Here is a 16,511-nt window from a genome sequence, read left to right on the forward strand (position 1 = left end):
AGCTCAAAAAATGAATGTGCGGTGATTTATTTTTGAAATTCTTGAAATTATATCAAAAATTTAGAGTTTTGACGGAGGGACTACTAAGACCATATTTCCAAGGATACTAGTAGCAGCAAGTAGCATTTTAATTTATTCACCTAACGTGCTATCTGGTAAACTTTCTCCTTCTTTGCCGCTTATGTGTGCTTCATATTGGCCTAAAATATCAACATAATGCCCGGCGTTAGCACATGCTGGGTCTTGAGACCATTGAGTTAGTTGAACTATGTCCTTGCTCTCTATAAATTTTATAGTTGCTTCGTCTATTATCTTAGGACTTTTATTAGAATTTTTAGCCATTTTATATATACCTTAACTTAAAATATTTGTTAATACATCATAAGGTAATTTATTTTATTATAATTAACCTTATGGCTTATTAATACCCTATAGGATTATTTGTTGTCAAGCGTAATTACTCGTTATTTAATCAGAAGTAAATCTTGTAAATTCACAAGATTTTTCTTCGAATTAAGGTGATAAAAATAACGACAGTTTTTTTAACGATTATCTAGAGATCTTGATTCTTTTTCTAGGTGGGATAAAAACGGTTTCTTTTGCTTCGCTGAAATTCGAATTAAGCTCCATGATGCCTACGTAGTAATTTCCGTTTTTTACCAGGCTGATTATTGACCAGCCATTTTTGATATCTTCGGAAATTTTATCTAATTCAACTTGATTGTCAGTAAATGACACTAGTTTTTGTTGAGGTTTATTTTTAGGCATACATTAATACATAAAGATTATTTAATACACTAGTAATAATACTACTATAATGTGAATTGATATAACTTGCAAGGAAAACTGTAGTAAATGTCATATATTTCTAAAATATATTCTGATATTTGTATATTAAAACTTGGGAATTGGTATGAAAAAATTTATACTACCAAGTCTCTTAAGATAATAAGAGCTTGTTGACAAGACTTAGGCTCCGTATTATGGTCACAATTTATTTTAAAATTGATTAGGTATGTTTGAATTAGGAAAATATAAGCTAAACCTTAAGCAATACGTTGACTCGTATGAGAAGATGTTATTGATAAGGAGGTTTGAAGAAAAATGTGGACAGCTTTATGGTATGGGCTTAATAGGTGGCTTTTGCCATCTCTATATTGGTCAAGAAGCAGTGATTGCTGGTATTGATCTGGCAAAAGATAAGGATGATAGTACTATAACTAGTTATAGAGATCATGGCCATATAATTGCTTCTGGTATCGACCCTAAATATGTTATGGCCGAACTTACTGGCAGAGCCTCTGGTTGCTCAAAAGGCAAGGGCGGGTCAATGCATATGTTCAATAGTGAAGGAAGGTTCTACGGTGGCCATGGAATTGTGGGCGCGCAGGTACCTATCGGAACTGGTTTGGCTTTTGCAGAAAAATATAACAATACAAACAAGTTGTGCTTTACTTTTCTTGGAGATGGAGCTGTAAATCAAGGGCAGGTGTATGAAGCTTTTAACATGGCAGCGCTTTGGAAGTTGCCTGTAGTATATGTGATAGAAAATAATGAATACTCAATGGGTACATCTGTCGTAAGATCAACTGCAATGACAGATTTGTATAGGAAAGGAGAGTCTTTTGGAATTCCTGGTTTTCAAGCTGATGGTATGAATATCGAGTCCATTTACAATGCCGCGATGCAAGCGGTACAATACGTTCGAAGTGGAAACGGTCCTGTAATAATTGAAGCGAAAACTTATCGCTATCGTGGTCATTCAATGTCTGATCCAGCAAAATATAGGACTAAAGATGAAGTTGAAGAGAAAAAGAACCATGACCCAGTTGCTGCAGTTAGGCAGATAACTATAGATAAATCATATGCAAGCGAAGAGCAACTGAAGGAAATCGAAAATAAAGTTAAAAAAACAATAGCTGAAGTAGCTGAGTTCGCAACAACGGAAGCTCTTCCAAGTGAAGACGAGCTTTTTACAGATATTTTTAAGTAAGGGGATTATGGCAGAGATAACAGTTAGAGAGGCCTTAGGCCAAGCCATGAGAGAAGAAATGCACAGAGACAAAAGGGTCTTTGTGATGGGCGAAGAAGTAGCAGAATATCAGGGTGCATACAAGATAACTCAAGGTTTGCTTGAAGAGTTTGGACCGAGCAGAGTGATAGATACTCCAATTACAGAACATGGATTTGCAGGACTTGCGATTGGTGCTGCATTTGGTGGGCTTAGGCCTATTGTTGAGTTTATGACTTTTAATTTTTCGATGCAAGCATTTGATCAAATAGTAAATTCAGCAGCCAAAACAAATTATATGTCTGGAGGTCAGCTTGGTTGTCCGATAGTGTTTCGTGGTCCCAATGGTGCCGCAGCAAGAGTTGGCGCGCAGCATAGTCAGAATTATGCAGCATTATATGCACATATTCCTGGTTTAAAAGTTATTGCTCCATATAGTGCGGAAGATAACAAGGGTTTGCTTATTAGCGCAATTCGAGATGATAATCCGGTGATTTTCTTAGAGAATGAAATAATGTATGGGCAGAGTTTTGAAGTTCCAGATACTATTGGACCAATTGAAATTGGCAAAGCTAAGGTGCTACGAGAAGGTACTGATGTAACCATTGTTGCTTTTTCCTTACAAGTAGGGATGGCTCTTGAAGCGGCTGAGGCACTTGCTCAAGCTGGGATTAGTGCTGAGGTGATTGATCTACGAACAATAAGGCCGCTTGATGAGAATACCATTATTGAATCCGTGGTAAAAACTAATCGCCTGGTATGCGTTGAAGAAGGGTGGTTTTTCGCTGGTATAGGAGCCACGATTAGCTCAATAATAATGAGAGAAGCCTTTGATTATTTAGATGCACCAGTTGAGATAGTTTCTGGTAAAGATGTTCCGCTTCCATATGCAGTAAATCTTGAGAAATTGTCACTACCTACTACTAGTGAGATTGTAGAAGCTGCTAAGAAAGCTTGTTATACTAAATTGGGTTGAGTCTAGGTGCATAGTCATCCGGAACTTGTTTCAGGATCTAGTGTTACAGAAGAAGATCCCGGGTCAAGCCCGGGATGACTATTTTAAGTTCAGGATGACTTTATAGAGATAATTAAAAAATAAAGGAAGAGACGATGCCGATAAAAATCTTAATGCCAGCACTTTCACCAACTATGGAACATGGTAACCTTGCAAAATGGTTAAAAAATGAAGGCGATATTATTAAAGCTGGTGATGTAATTGCAGAAATAGAAACTGATAAGGCTACGATGGAAGTTGAAGCTGTTGATGAAGGAGTTTTGGCAAAAATACTTATACCGCAGGGAACAGATGAGGTTCCTGTAAACGCTTTGATTGCGGTTTTAATTGAGGATGGTGAAAATGAATCGGATTTGGCAGAATTTATTACAAAAGAATCGTCTGCCAAGCCTGTTTCTATTGTCAAAGCTGATGCTGATAAAAAACAGCCAGAAACATTAAGTAATGTAGCTAATTCTCAACCAATGCCAACGTCAGCAACTCCAAGTTCTGGTAGAGTTTTTGCTACTCCTTTGGCTCGGAGAGTTGCAGCCATGGATGGTATAAGTCTAGCAAATATTATAGGAAGTGGCCCTCACGGTAGGATTGTCAAAGCAGATATAATCTCATCTGGTCAAACTAAAGGGAAGATTTTTAGGCATACTGAGGAATTCCGCTTGGTACCAAACAATAATATGCGTAAAATTATTGCTAAGCGTTTGCTTGAGTCTAAACTTACTGTCCCACATTTTTACCTATCAATTGATTGTATGATGGATGCACTCCTAGAGGCCAGGGTGCAGATTAATAATACGTTGGGGGAAGATAAAAATAAAAAACTATCGGTAAATGATTTTGTCATTTTGGCAGTAGCTAAAGCTTTAAAGGATGTGCCTGCTGCAAATGCGAGTTGGAGCGATGAGGCAATAAAAATATACAATAACGTAGATATTTCAATTGCTGTAGCAATTGACGGAGGTTTAATTACGCCTCTTATCCGAAATGCTGATCAGAAAGATATAATTAAAGTTTCTAGCGAGATGAAAGATTTGGCTAAGAGAGCTCGTGAGAACAGTTTGAAACCAGAAGAATTTCAAGGTGGAGGGTTTAGTATTTCCAATCTTGGTATGTATGGAATCAAGAGCTTTAATGCAATTGTTAATCCTCCCCAAGGATGCATCCTGGCTGTTGGTATGAGCAGCAAAAGGGCGGTTGTAATTGAAGATAGGATTGAAATGAGAATGGTGATGGATGTAAATCTATCATGCGATCATAGAGTTGTAGACGGAGCTATTGGTGCGCGGTTTTTAACTGCGTTCAAGAAATATATTGAATCTCCTATATTGATGTTTATTTAGAGAAATAATTATGGAAAATTTTGATGTTGTGGTAATTGGTGGCGGTCCTGGTGGTTATGTTGCAGCGATTAGAGCTGCCCAATTGGGAAAAAAAACGGCTCTGATTGAGAAGGAACATTTGGGTGGGATTTGTCTTAATTGGGGTTGTATCCCAACAAAAGCTTTGCTGAAATCAGCTGAGTTGTATCAAAAAATGAAACATGCAGAAGAATTTGGAATTTCGGCTAGTAATATTGAGTTTGATATAACAAAGATCGTAGCGCGTTCTCGTGATGTTTCAACAAAATTAGTTGGCGGGATAAAAGCTCTGCTCAAGAAAAATAAAGTTACTGTAATAGAAGGAACGGCTAAACTCGAAGGACCTGGACAGATATTGGTTAATGATAAGGATAAAATAAGCGCAAAGAATATAATCATTGCGACTGGAGCCAGAGCAAGAAATTTGCCTGGTTTTGAAGCTAATGGCAAAAATATCTGGAATTATCGTCAAGCTTTAGTGCCAGATAATGTGCCTAAATCCATGATAATAGTTGGTTCTGGTGCTATTGGGATAGAATTTGCTAGTTTTTATAATGCTCTTGGATCAGATGTCACAGTCCTTGAAGCCGCAGATAGAATATTGCCGGTTGAAGATTCTGAAATTTCAGCTATGGCAAAAAAAGCTTTTGAAGCCAAAGGTATAAAATTTAAGATAGGAGTTAAATTAGAAGGACAAAAATCTTCTGCTAAGGGAGTAAGTGTAACTTTTGATTATAATGGTAAGAGAGAGTCTTTGGAGTCAGAAATATTGCTGATGGCTGTTGGAATTGTGGGCAATGTTGAAAATATAGGTCTAGAAAAGACAAAAGTCATTATTGAGAAAGGGCATATAGTTGCAAATAGCATGATGCAAACAGCAGAGAGTGGAATATTTGCGATAGGTGATGTGGCTGGAGCACCATGGCTTGCTCATAAAGCTAGTCACGAAGGAATTATTGCAGCAGAGTTTATTGCAGGTAAAAAACCTCATGCTATTACCAAAACAAATATACCTGGCTGTACATATTCAAGTCCGCAAATTGCAAGTGTTGGCCTGACAGAAGAAGCCGCAAAAGCTGCTGGCTATCAGATGAAGATAGGAAGGTTTCCATTTTATGCTAATGGAAAAGCCTTGATTCTAGGTGATTCAGATGGTTTAATCAAAACAATTTTTGATGCCAAAACTGGTGAATTGTTAGGTGCACATATGATCGGAGCTGAAGTAACTGAGCTTATTGGAGGATATGTGGTTGCAAAAGAAATGGAAGGGACGGAACTTGATTTAATGAATACAATTTTTCCACACCCAACTTTGTCGGAGATGATGCATGAGTCTGTCCTACAAGCATACGGAAAACAGATACATATTTAAAAGTATATAGTAAACATATGTCCGACACTTTAAAACTTATTCAGGCTTTAGGTTCAAAGATTTGTCATGATTTAGCAGGTTCAATAGGTACAATTGATAACTGCCTTGGTTTACTTGATAGCGATAATAAAACCATCGGAAATCAGGCCAAAGATTTGGTATTGCAAGAATCAAAAAACTTAGTCAAACGTATTAAATTTTTTCGTAGCACTTATGGATTAGTTGAGAATGAATCAAGGCTAAGTATAATTGATATAGTAGATTTGTTGAAGAATTTCTTTGACGAGTCTAAAATCAAATTTAACGCTCATATAATGGGTGAGTTGTTATCAGTGAATGCTCATATGGCTAAAGTTGCCTATTGCTTAGTTTCTATTGCTTCAGAAAATATTGGGTCTGAAGGCTCAATTGATTTATATATTCACGAGGAAAATGATACATTATTTAAAATTCAGAGTAATGGCCGAAATTTTCATTTGAAGCATGGATCTTTTGTTGTTTTAAATGGTGGTGTTGCTGAGCCACTTACTATAACAAACTGTCGTGAACACTACGCAAGCAATATATGTAGTGAGTATGGTTATAAGTTATCGATAAGTAAAAATGTTGGATCTACGGAGTATTTTGTTATAAAGAGTTAGAGAAATGTTATGAGTGACTATCGGATTGAAACTGATTCCATGGGTGAAGTTAAAGTAGAAAACCAATATTATTGGGGAGCTCAAACTCAGCGTTCTATTAATAACTTTAAAATTGCTGCTCAGAAAATGCCGCAAGAAGTAATTCGAGCTTTAACCATTATCAAGAGATCTGCGGCAATAGTTCATACAAACTTAGGCGTGCTAAATAAAGAGTTAGCTGATGCAATTGTGGAATCGGCTGATCGTATCCTAGAGGGAGAGTTTGACGATAATTTTCCGCTAGTCGTTTGGCAGACAGGTTCTGGTACTCAATCAAATATGAATGTTAATGAAGTAATTGCAGGGATTGCGAATGAAAAACTAACTAACAAAAAAGGTGGTAAATCTCCAGTTCATCCGAACGATCATGTTAATATGGGGCAGTCATCGAACGACTCATTCCCCACGGCGATGCATATAGCGACGGTGCTTGGGGCCAACGAAAAATTAATTCCTGCACTAAAAAAAATATATGAGAGCCTTGATACTAAGGCAAAACAATGGAAGTCTATTGTAAAAATTGGCAGAACCCATTTGCAGGATGCAACCCCAGTAACTCTTGGACAAGAATTTTCTGGTTATGCTTGTCAAATTCAGCTTGGTATCGAAAGAGTTGAGCATTCATTAGCAAGAGTTCATTATTTAGCTCAAGGTGGAACAGCTGTTGGAACAGGCATTAATTGCAAAGCTGGTTTTGCAGAAAAATTTGCTGTGGAAGTTTCAAACTTTACTGGGTATAACTTTAAAACTGCGCCAAATAAGTTCGAGGCTCTTGCTTGCAACGATGCTTTGGTTGAATTTTCTGGCACGTTGAATACTCTGGCCGTTAGCATGATGAAGATCGCGAATGACATACGGTTGCTTGGGTCTGGCCCAAGGTGCGGCCTGGGCGAGCTTAAACTACCGGAAAACGAACCTGGGTCATCAATTATGCCGGGGAAAGTTAACCCAACACAGTGTGAAGCCATGACCATGGTAGCAGCACAGGTAATGGGTAATCATATGGCTGTTACTATTGGTGGAAGTAATGGTCATTTCGAGCTTAATGTATTTAAACCGTTGATAATTCAGAATGTTATTCATTCAATTAATTTACTTAGTGATGCAATAATAAGTCTGGTTGATCATTGCATAGACGATATAGAGCCAAACATTGAGCGCATTAATCTATTGCGTGATCAGTCTTTGATGCTGGTTACCGCGCTGAATCCTCATGTTGGCTATGATAATGCGGCAAAAATTGCCAAAAAAGCATATAGTGAAGGTACGACGCTAAAAGAAGCGGCAATTGCCTTGAAACTTATATCTTCAGAAGATTTCGATAAATATGTTGTGCCAGAAAACATGGTTTAGCTAGCCTTAAATAAAATTACACTAATTAAACTGAGTTTGGGATTGCAACCGTCATGCCGGGCTTGATCCGGCTCTAGTTCTCTGCTAGATGAGATCTTGAATCAAGTCAGGATGACTTGTATTCTGGGATGGCGACGCTTGAAAAAGTTGCTTGCCAGACGGCAGTGGGATTTAATAGCCTAATTTAATGTGTTTCGCTATAATAATAGAAGAAACACTAAGGAAAACCTATGAATAACATCTCAGCAAAACAAATTTTAACTTATATTGTTAAAGCCATAAAACCTTTTCCTTTACCAATATTTAGCATGGTGATGGCGGCGGTAATATGGGCAGTAGATCTTTCGCTTAGAGCATATTTATTAAAAGTTATTTTAAACCGTTTAGCTTCTAGTGAGCAACATAATATTTTTGTTAATTTAATAGTGCCTATTATTTTCTATCTCGGGCTATATCTCTTACTTTCTATGTCATTTCGTCTTTATAATTATTTTGTTGAGATTAAAATGATTCCAGCTCTGCGTGCAAAAATAGCCAACGATGCTTTAGAGTTGTTGGTTGATAAAAGCCAAAATTTTTACCAAAATAATTTTTCAGGCAGTTTGACTAATAAAGTCAATGATTTAACAAGTTCTGTTCCGGCAATTGTAAGAATTGTTATTGATCGATTTTTTAGCCACGGATTAGCTTTATGCATAGCCATTATTACTTTATGGCAAGTGAATATTCACTTTGCTCTTGGCATGCTAATATGGGCAGTAGTTTTGATTACGGGGGCGTGGATTTATTCGAAACACATAAGTGTTTTAGCTATTAAGTGGTCAGAATCTGCTTCAACTATTACGGGCAATCTTGTTGATGTTTTATCAAATATTTTATCTGTACGATTATTTAGCGCTAAATCGCAAGAGCAAAAATCTTTAGGTGGTGTTTTCCAAGATGCCGTTAATGCTGAGCGGCAACTAGAATGGGCATATCTTTGGATGTGGATCTATATTTCAGTTTCTTCTCTCATATTACAATCATTCAATTTTTATTTCCTGATCAAAGGTAGGGAAGAAGGTTGGATTACAGTAGGAGATTTTGCTGTTGTCTTACTTATTAATATTTCAATTGCTGATTTTTTCTGGGAGCTAACAAAGGATTTTTCAGAATTTTCAAAGTTACTAGGTCGTATTACTCAAGCCCTAAAAATTGTTTTAGATAAACCAGAATTTCAAGATTTGCCAGGAGCTTATGAGTTAAAAGTAACTAAAGGTACTATTTCTTTTGACAGAGTATTATTTCATTACAAAGGAGTAACGCCTTTATTCCATAACAAATCAATCATAATTGAAGCCGGGCAGAAAGTAGGTTTAGTAGGTTATTCAGGTAGCGGAAAATCAACCTTTGTGAATCTCATTTTGAGGCTCTACGATGTAAGCGGGGGGCGTCTACTAATTGATGGGCAAGATATTCGTGAATGTACCCAAGATAGTCTTCGTAAGAATATTGCCATGATTCCTCAAGATCCATCATTGTTTCATAGAACTCTGATAGAAAATATTCGCTATGGACGTATCGACGCTAATGATGATTCCGTGGTTGAGGCTGCAAAAAAAGCGCATGCACATGAATTTATCGTTAAACTACCACAAGGCTATAATTCACTTGTTGGCGAAAGAGGTGTAAAGCTTTCAGGTGGCCAGCGTCAGAGAATTGCTATAGCAAGAGCTATTCTAAAAAATGCACCTATTTTAATTTTAGACGAGGCTACGTCTGCTCTTGATTCTGTTATTGAAAGTGATATTCAGCAAAGTCTATGGGATCTTATGCAGGGTAAAACAACAATTGTGATTGCTCATCGTCTATCAACACTTTTGCATATGGATCGTATTCTTGTATTTGACATGGGTAAAATTGTTGAAGATGGCACTCATACTGAATTACTAGCTATGAATGGAATATATAAAACTCTTTGGGAAGCTCAAGTCGGTGGGTTTTTATTAGATCAAAGAATGTAAGGCTCTGGTCACATGCACGAAAGATAAATGCATTTTATTCATTCTTTATTACAGACAATAATTGAACTTGGCGATATAATTTTTTCATCTTTCCATTCATAACCATCGTCATCTTTACCTAGAGGATTATGCACCTCAACGACAACTAGCCCGGCTTTCTGAAAAATTTCCCTATAGTCTTTTTCGGTCCAAAAATAATCATCAATTGTAAGATTTATATCTCTGAACTCTATTTTCACTTTTGCACCACTTGCAATATTTTTATTTTCTGGAAAATTTGTATTTAGTGTAAGCCAGTCATGATTATATGTATGATCACTTGCAGAAATTGATATAAAAATTCCGTTTTTCTTTAGTACCCTGTGAATTTCACGAACTATATTTAATATCTCGTCTTTTGTAGAGATTTCTAGCAAAACAAAGCTACAGAAAACTAAATCGAAGCTATCATCATCAAAGGGTATTATCCCACTATCTATTTTAACATATTTGCCCAGCGGATCTTTTGCTTGCGCTATAGATAACATTCTTTCATTTATATCAACTGAAGTGACGTTATAATCTAGCGATTTTAGGAATAAGGTAGATTCACCGCTACCACTTCCATAATCCAAAACATTTTTACCATGAACATGTTTGTTTAGGATGTTAGGCATATCTCTATACGATAGATAAGGTGTTCCTGAAAATTTAAAATTCGAATATAAATCTGCATATAAACCTGGGGTCTTACTTTTATTATCTAATATCATAAAGCGACTATATTTTATTCAAGCATATTGGTTTTCTCCATTATTACATTTTTTGGTAAGATACTGAAATATTTTTTATTATGCACGGCGTTGACATGTAATGTTTCTTGCACTAGCGTACATCAAGTAATTTAATTTTAAGGAAAGCGTGCGGTGGATAAAGTCTCTGAATCAATTAGTTGGGTAGCAAAATTAAGACATAGTAAAGTGCGGTTTGCCCTTTGGCCAGTTAGGTCATACGAATTGCTAAAATTCTTTCCAATGGCCTTCCTGATGTTGTTTATTTTGCTTACGCAAAACTTGGTTCGGAGCCTAAAGGATGGTTTTATAGTTACGATGATTGGAACAGAAGTTTTAAGCTTTATAAAACTTTGGGGCGAAATGCCTATGGGTATATTGTTCGTTATATTATATACAAAGATGTGTAACGTTATGACTACTGAGCAGGTTTTTAGGATTATTGTATCAATTTTTCTAATATTTTTTGCCGCTTTTGCATTTATTATTTTCCCAAATAAAGAGTTTTTCCACCCAGACCCAGTTGTTGTAGAACATTACGTAAATTTGTTACCTCATTTAAAGTGGTTTATTGTGATGTGGGGCAAGTGGAGTTTTGTATTATTTTATATTATGGGGGAATTATGGACAGTAATAGTATTTTTCTTATTTTTTTGGCAACTAGCAAATAAAGTGACTAAGACAGAGGAAGCACAAAGATTCTATATTTTCTTTGGATTATTTGGCCAGTTAAACTTGCTTCTTTCAGGAGCAATAATTATTTATTTTACCCAAGGGCAACATTTTTTACTCCCTCTATTTTCTATGATCAGCGATAGCTCAGAAGTAGTATTAAAATCCATGACTATATTGATTACTATTTCAGGTATAGTATGCCTTTTGCTGCATAAGTATATTGAGGTAAAAAACATTGAAACATTAAAAGGGATAATACATAAAAATAAAAGAACAGACATTCTCAAATTGACTCTAAGACAAAGTGCTAAAATGGTTTTTACATCGAAATATCTGGCGCTAATTTGTATCCTTATGGTATCTTATAGTACAGTAGTAAACCTTATTGAAGGGTTATGGATGTCAAGAGCAAAGGCTTTATATCCAGCTACAAAAGATTTCATGGCATATCATGGAAATGTATTATTTTGGACTGGTATTGCTACATTAGGCTTTATATTTATTGGTAATATTATTGTAAGGCGTTGTGGGTGGTTTTGGGGAGCTGTATTGACTCCTCTCATGTTTCTTCTAGTAGGGTCCACTTTCTTTACCTTTGTTCTCATAGAAGGAAAGTTGGATTATCTTCTACCAAGTTTAACTGCGTTTGCTCCCCTAGCAATAATAGTGTTTGTTGGTAGCGCTCAAAACGTACTTGGTAAAGGAGTAAAATATTCCATGTTTGATGCAACAAAAGAGATGGTTTATATTCCTTTAGATCAAGAGATGAAAACTAAAGGCAAGGCAGCAGTCGATGTACTAGGGGCAAAGCTAGGCAAGTCTGTTGGGGCTTTAGTTCAAATGATTAGTTTTACTATTTTTCCTGCCGCTAATCATGAAGATATAGCAGGATTTTTAATGTTTGTTTTTGTTGTTGTTTGCTTAGTATGGATTCTAGGAGTTAAGTTGCTTCGAGATGATTATGTGAAATTGCTGAACAGAACCCATTAAAACAGTTATTTTAAAATATAGATTTGGTATAAGTCGGGCATAGAATGCTTAATTCGATCAGAGTTGATTAAGACTTATGTGTTTTTGCATCTTTTTTAATAAAGTATCGCGTTTGAGTTTGGATAAATAATCTAGAAATACTTTGCCATTTAAATAATCGATTTCATGCTGGATTACAGTAGAGAAATATCCACTTGCTTGTAATTCTTTGCTTTTACCTTCGTAATCCAGATAGTTAAGTTTTATTGATTGGGGGCGGGTTATTTTAGCTTCAATACCTGGAAAACATACCGATGCTTCGGTAAAAGTTTGGTGTTCGTTGGAGAGCCAGGTGATTTCTGGGTTTATAAATATATATGGCTTTAATATGCCTTCTTCTTGCAAATCGACAACAACAATACGCTTTAATACCCCAACCATATTTGCCCCAAGACCAACTGCTTTTTCAACGTACATAGTTCTGAGCATTTGATCAATAAGAACTCTGATTTCATCATTAACAAGTTCAACTGGCTTAGCTAGTTGCTTAAAAATTTTATTAGGAGCATAGACTAAAGGTAATGAAGTCATAAATTAAATAAAGTATCAATGAGTTAAAAGGCTTAATATTCCTGTTTATGATAGGTATTCATCAAAAAAATCTTGGAACACTCTTCCGGTATCTACTTCAGAATTATTTAGCCAAGGTGTGGTAATAGAAGAATTGTCCCGAGTTTGAAATAGCAACTTTTCGATTGGACGTTTTGGTGAGACACCTTCTCCAGTAGCCGTTTTCCATTTTTCTGCTATTAAGGCTGCTAGTTCCGAATGTACCGTAGTGATGTCTTGTTTACATTTAAAGCCTACACCTTCAATTTTTATTATATAGCTTTTGTCTAATTTGTAAGCTTTCAATACTTTGTTTACTTCTCGTTGAGTAGCAATTTCTTGGCGTTCAACATAAGGATTATTTGTTTCATATAAAATTACAAATTCTTTCTGATCTCCAAACTCTCCGTCGACAATACGCTTCACAAACTTTGTGGCAGCGTCACGAGCTGTACTAGAAGTGGTAGGCCTCTGGTGTTGCTCTGCTAAGGTATCCACTGTAGTAATGGCGTTTAAGCTTGGAAAATAAGTAGCAATTAAATCCTGGGACATCAAAGTTTCAGTTAATTTTCTGCTTTCTCCTTCAGCGTAGTTAGGATATAATCTTGCGGGGAAATGACCAGGAGGGCAATCTTCCTTTGTTGTGTATTGTATAAATGGTGCTGTTGGATTTAACTTTATGCCATAGCGTCCTGCCAAGCTAGTTATATACTCTTTCCCTTCCTCGACACGTTCTTTATCTTCGCCTACCGGTAGAGAAATATCTATCGTATCCAAGTCGCTTTTTGTTTTGTATGTTTCCATGATCTTATCTCGCACAATAGGAGTAATGCCGTCAATGTTAGCCCATAGTCCGCGCTCACCTGCTAATATTTCTGTCTTTCCTTTTACTTTAATTCCATATTTTGATAATATATAATGGTAGTCAATAATACGGGTCAATACACCAATACGAGAAGCGCCAGCGATCCAAGCTTCGTCATATTCTTTATGGGCAGGAGTTTCTCGATCAATAAGACGTAATATCTTTGCGGCTTCAAAATAATCTTGCTTGTATTTATTCATCCAGTCTTGATAGGATAACTCATTGCGTTCTTGGCCTGGTTTACGCCCGAACGCGTTCTGAGCAGTATAGAGAAGAAAATCCATCGCATCTTGTTCATCTAAATTTGTTCCTTTGCCAAGGTTCTTGCGTAATATTTTGGCGTTAAATTTACTAGGATCACTTTGGTCGGCTTTAGATCTTTTTACAGCAGAATACATCTTTGTAAAAGTTGTGATAGGATCTTTTACCCCTAAATGGTTAATAGTATGCCATAAATTTTCTGGTTGAAAATACCCGGCGATTTGAAATTGCTTCAAGAGAGCTTCTTGATGTTGTGCTGCGTTTATAGTTTGATCTGTTTTTTTATAACCGTTAAACCCTAATATATTTGCAGATGATTCAAAAACAGATGGGGTTAGAGACTTTGTATAAGCATCATAAATATAATAAGCAGTGGCTAAGACACCTATACCTAGAAAGATAGGAAGTAGTTTTTGAGAAACATATTTTGCCATATTTATACCTTTTCATTTAAAATTTTATATACCACATAATTATTAAAGTTAGATAAAAGGGCAACATTTGTCTAGGAGATTCTTTTGCGCTTAGATTTATGTTCTACTAGTATAACCAAAGCCATGAACAAACTATAAGCTTGCGTTTTTATCCTATGGCATAAGAAAACAATAGTATAAAGAAAGAAAGATTCGCTCTGATTTTTCATCTTGTGGTACAATTCTTAACATATGAAACTATACCAAATAGGGAGAGATCTATGAGTAAAATAGTACCAATTACAGTTGCATATGGGGATGGCATAGGTCCTGAAATAATGGATGCAGTTCTTCATATTTTAAAGAAAGCTGAAGCGCAAATTCGTCTTGAAGTGATTGAAATAGGTGAAAAGCTATATCAAAAGAACTATACGTCAGGGATTGCAGCAGATACTTGGGAGTCAATAGATAGAACCAGAGTATTGCTCAAAGCTCCTATTACTACGCCCCAAGGTGGTGGTTATAAAAGTCTAAACGTAACTTTGAGAAAGGCGCTTGGATTGTATGCTAATGTTAGGCCAACTATCGCTTACCACCCTTTTGTTAATACGCGGCACCCTGATCTTGATGTAGTGATTGTTCGAGAAAACGAGGAAGATCTTTATGCTGGCATTGAGTACAGGCATACTAGAAACATGCGGGAATCAGTTAAGTTGATAAGTCGGGTAGGGTGTGAAAAAATAGTTAGATACGCCTTTGATTATGCTGTGTTGAATAATCGTAAGAAGGTATCTTGTTTTAGCAAAGACAACATTATGAAATTTTCTGATGGTATATTTCATCAGGTATTTGACGAGATTGCAAAGCAATACCCACAAATTAAGAATGAGCATTATATCGTTGATATTGGTACGGCAAGACTTGCAACTAAGCCAGAAATTTTTGATGTGATCGTAACATCTAACTTGTTTGGTGATATTATTTCAGATATTACGGCTGAGATATCTGGTTCTGTAGGGTTGGCTGGTAGTGCGAATGTGGGGCAAAATTATGCTATGTTTGAGGCTATCCATGGTTCTGCACCTGATATTGCTGGTAAAAATATTGCTAATCCATCTGGATTGCTTAATGGTGCAATAATGATGCTTATCCATATTGGTCAAGGTGATATTGCTTCTGTCATAGAAAATGCATGGAAAAAAACATTAGAAGATGGTGTCCATACGGGGGATATTTATAATGAAAAGACCTCTTCGAAAAAAGTGGGTACTAAGGAATTTGCTGAAGAAGTTGTGAAAAGACTTGGCCAAAAACCTAAGAAATTAAAAGTTGCTGAATATAAATCTGGTGAATCCACAAGTTCTAAACAGGTTACTTATAAAATCGATGATTCTGAAAACAAAACTCTTGTTGGAGTTGATATTTTTGTTGATATTCATGCGGAGTCAGCTACTAAGGTGGCAAAAAAAATGAACGCAATAGATGGTGGTAAATTGATAATGAGAACTATTGCATCTAAGGGCTTGATACTTTGGCCTAGAGATGATGAATATATGATAGAATCAGATCATTGGTGCTGTAGATTTATGCCAGATTCAGGAACCATTACGCATAAAGAAATAACTGATTTGCTAGAGAAAATCGCTGCTGCTGGTGTTGATTTTATAAAAGTAGAAAGTCTATATGAGTATGATGGTAAAAGAGGCTATTCTCTTGCGCAAGGGGAGTAGCTTATATATTATTGTACAGATCCATTCCAGACTAACAAATATCATATTGAATTTGATTCAATATGATATTTGTTAGTTGAGATCCCGGATCATGTCCGGGATAACTATACTAATTAATCCCAACTATGAATAAGATAAATATTAGATTTAGTTATGTATGGCAAGTAATATTAGTAGTCATACCAGGCTTGATCCTGGATTTTCTTATCTACCTTCATGCCGGATTCAGTGGGTTTCGCCTGTCTCGTTGGCCGAGTATCTTCGTCCTATCTCGTGAGATCCTGAAGTAAATTCAGGATGACGGTGTGTACAGCAAATCCCAGTATAAAACCATATGACTTTATTCCTTATCTAGTCTCTCCGTCAAAACTCTAAATTTTTGATATAATTTCAAGAATTTCAAAAATAAATCACCGCACATTCATTTTTT

At 36.1% G+C, this 16,511-nt stretch carries 14 protein-coding genes; 9 read left to right on the plus strand and 5 right to left on the minus strand.

Annotation, left to right across the window (positions count from 1 at the left end):
* Positions 1-132: 132 nt before the first annotated feature.
* Both Megvenef_RS01960 and Megvenef_RS01965 read right to left on the minus strand, forming a co-directional pair.
* Positions 133-342, minus strand: a complete 210-nt coding sequence (locus tag Megvenef_RS01960; RefSeq protein WP_322776323.1) for a hypothetical protein — start codon at positions 340-342, stop codon at positions 133-135.
* Positions 343-549: 207 nt separating this feature from the next.
* Positions 550-768, minus strand: a complete 219-nt coding sequence (locus Megvenef_RS01965; RefSeq protein ID WP_322776324.1) for a DUF2674 domain-containing protein — start codon at positions 766-768, stop codon at positions 550-552.
* Positions 769-1,015: 247 nt separating this feature from the next.
* Between Megvenef_RS01965 and pdhA the strand changes: the two genes are divergently transcribed.
* The 7 genes from pdhA (at position 1,016) to Megvenef_RS02000 (ending at position 9,789) form a co-directional block, all read left to right on the plus strand.
* Positions 1,016-1,993 (plus strand): pyruvate dehydrogenase (acetyl-transferring) E1 component subunit alpha, encoded by a 978-nt coding sequence (gene pdhA, locus Megvenef_RS01970; RefSeq protein ID WP_322776325.1) that lies wholly within the window; start codon positions 1,016-1,018, stop codon positions 1,991-1,993.
* 7 nt (positions 1,994-2,000) lie between these two features.
* Positions 2,001-2,987, plus strand: a complete 987-nt coding sequence (locus tag Megvenef_RS01975) for a pyruvate dehydrogenase complex E1 component subunit beta (protein ID WP_322776326.1) — start codon at positions 2,001-2,003, stop codon at positions 2,985-2,987.
* 134 nt (positions 2,988-3,121) lie between these two features.
* Positions 3,122-4,363, plus strand: coding sequence for a pyruvate dehydrogenase complex dihydrolipoamide acetyltransferase (locus tag Megvenef_RS01980; protein WP_322776327.1), 1,242 nt, complete (start codon positions 3,122-3,124; stop codon positions 4,361-4,363).
* Between the two features lie 10 nt (positions 4,364-4,373).
* Positions 4,374-5,753: a dihydrolipoyl dehydrogenase gene (gene lpdA / locus Megvenef_RS01985; protein WP_322776328.1), complete on the plus strand. Its 1,380-nt coding sequence runs from the start codon at positions 4,374-4,376 to the stop codon at positions 5,751-5,753.
* 17 nt (positions 5,754-5,770) lie between these two features.
* Positions 5,771-6,394 carry a histidine phosphotransferase family protein gene (locus Megvenef_RS01990; protein ID WP_322776329.1) on the plus strand — a complete coding sequence of 208 codons (624 nt, stop codon included), beginning with the start codon at positions 5,771-5,773 and terminating at the stop codon, positions 6,392-6,394.
* Positions 6,395-6,403: 9 nt separating this feature from the next.
* Positions 6,404-7,786: a class II fumarate hydratase gene (gene fumC, locus Megvenef_RS01995; RefSeq protein ID WP_322776330.1), complete on the plus strand. Its 1,383-nt coding sequence runs from the start codon at positions 6,404-6,406 to the stop codon at positions 7,784-7,786.
* Positions 7,787-8,016: 230 nt separating this feature from the next.
* Entirely contained in the window at positions 8,017-9,789 is a 1,773-nt protein-coding gene (locus Megvenef_RS02000; protein WP_322776331.1) for an ABC transporter ATP-binding protein, read from the plus strand.
* Positions 9,790-9,827: 38 nt separating this feature from the next.
* On the opposite strand, the gene Megvenef_RS02005 is transcribed toward Megvenef_RS02000, so the two are convergent.
* A complete protein-coding gene (locus tag Megvenef_RS02005; protein WP_322776332.1) occupies positions 9,828-10,541 on the minus strand; it encodes a class I SAM-dependent methyltransferase in 714 nt (237 codons plus the stop codon).
* A 153-nt stretch (positions 10,542-10,694) separates the two neighbouring features.
* Between Megvenef_RS02005 and Megvenef_RS02010 the strand changes: the two genes are divergently transcribed.
* Entirely contained in the window at positions 10,695-12,224 is a 1,530-nt protein-coding gene (locus tag Megvenef_RS02010; RefSeq protein WP_322776333.1) for an NTP/NDP exchange transporter, read from the plus strand.
* Between the two features lie 57 nt (positions 12,225-12,281).
* Here Megvenef_RS02010 and def read toward each other — a convergent pair whose 3' ends face one another.
* Together def and Megvenef_RS02020 are read right to left on the minus strand one after the other, a co-directional pair.
* Complete coding sequence (gene def, locus Megvenef_RS02015) at positions 12,282-12,794, minus strand: peptide deformylase (protein WP_322776334.1); 513 nt, start codon at positions 12,792-12,794, stop codon at positions 12,282-12,284.
* Positions 12,795-12,839: 45 nt separating this feature from the next.
* Positions 12,840-14,372: a hypothetical protein gene (locus Megvenef_RS02020; RefSeq protein ID WP_322776335.1), complete on the minus strand. Its 1,533-nt coding sequence runs from the start codon at positions 14,370-14,372 to the stop codon at positions 12,840-12,842.
* Between the two features lie 260 nt (positions 14,373-14,632).
* Here Megvenef_RS02020 and Megvenef_RS02025 point away from each other — a divergent pair, with 260 nt between their 5' ends.
* On the plus strand, positions 14,633-16,081 hold the full coding sequence (locus Megvenef_RS02025) for an NADP-dependent isocitrate dehydrogenase (RefSeq protein WP_322776336.1): 1,449 nt from the start codon (positions 14,633-14,635) through the stop codon (positions 16,079-16,081).
* The last annotated feature ends 430 nt before the right edge of the window (positions 16,082-16,511 follow it).

The organism is Candidatus Megaera venefica, assembly GCF_034554655.1.
Classification (GTDB): domain Bacteria; phylum Pseudomonadota; class Alphaproteobacteria; order Rickettsiales; family Rickettsiaceae; genus Megaera_A; species Megaera_A venefica.

Excerpts from the sequence above, each read along its gene's own strand:
- Megvenef_RS01960 (WP_322776323.1), bottom strand. The coding sequence starts at position 342 with ATGGCTAAAAATTCTAATAAAAGTCCTAAGATAATAGACGAAGCAACT.
- Megvenef_RS01965 (WP_322776324.1), bottom strand. The coding sequence starts at position 768 with ATGCCTAAAAATAAACCTCAACAAAAACTAGTGTCATTTACTGACAAT.
- pdhA (WP_322776325.1), top strand. The coding sequence starts at position 1,016 with ATGTTTGAATTAGGAAAATATAAGCTAAACCTTAAGCAATACGTTGAC.
- Megvenef_RS01975 (WP_322776326.1), top strand. The coding sequence starts at position 2,001 with ATGGCAGAGATAACAGTTAGAGAGGCCTTAGGCCAAGCCATGAGAGAA.
- Megvenef_RS01980 (WP_322776327.1), top strand. The coding sequence starts at position 3,122 with ATGCCGATAAAAATCTTAATGCCAGCACTTTCACCAACTATGGAACAT.
- lpdA (WP_322776328.1), top strand. The coding sequence starts at position 4,374 with ATGGAAAATTTTGATGTTGTGGTAATTGGTGGCGGTCCTGGTGGTTAT.
- Megvenef_RS01990 (WP_322776329.1), top strand. The coding sequence starts at position 5,771 with ATGTCCGACACTTTAAAACTTATTCAGGCTTTAGGTTCAAAGATTTGT.
- fumC (WP_322776330.1), top strand. The coding sequence starts at position 6,404 with ATGAGTGACTATCGGATTGAAACTGATTCCATGGGTGAAGTTAAAGTA.
- Megvenef_RS02000 (WP_322776331.1), top strand. The coding sequence starts at position 8,017 with ATGAATAACATCTCAGCAAAACAAATTTTAACTTATATTGTTAAAGCC.
- Megvenef_RS02005 (WP_322776332.1), bottom strand. The coding sequence starts at position 10,541 with ATGATATTAGATAATAAAAGTAAGACCCCAGGTTTATATGCAGATTTA.
- def (WP_322776334.1), bottom strand. The coding sequence starts at position 12,794 with ATGACTTCATTACCTTTAGTCTATGCTCCTAATAAAATTTTTAAGCAA.
- Megvenef_RS02020 (WP_322776335.1), bottom strand. The coding sequence starts at position 14,372 with ATGGCAAAATATGTTTCTCAAAAACTACTTCCTATCTTTCTAGGTATA.
- Megvenef_RS02025 (WP_322776336.1), top strand. The coding sequence starts at position 14,633 with ATGAGTAAAATAGTACCAATTACAGTTGCATATGGGGATGGCATAGGT.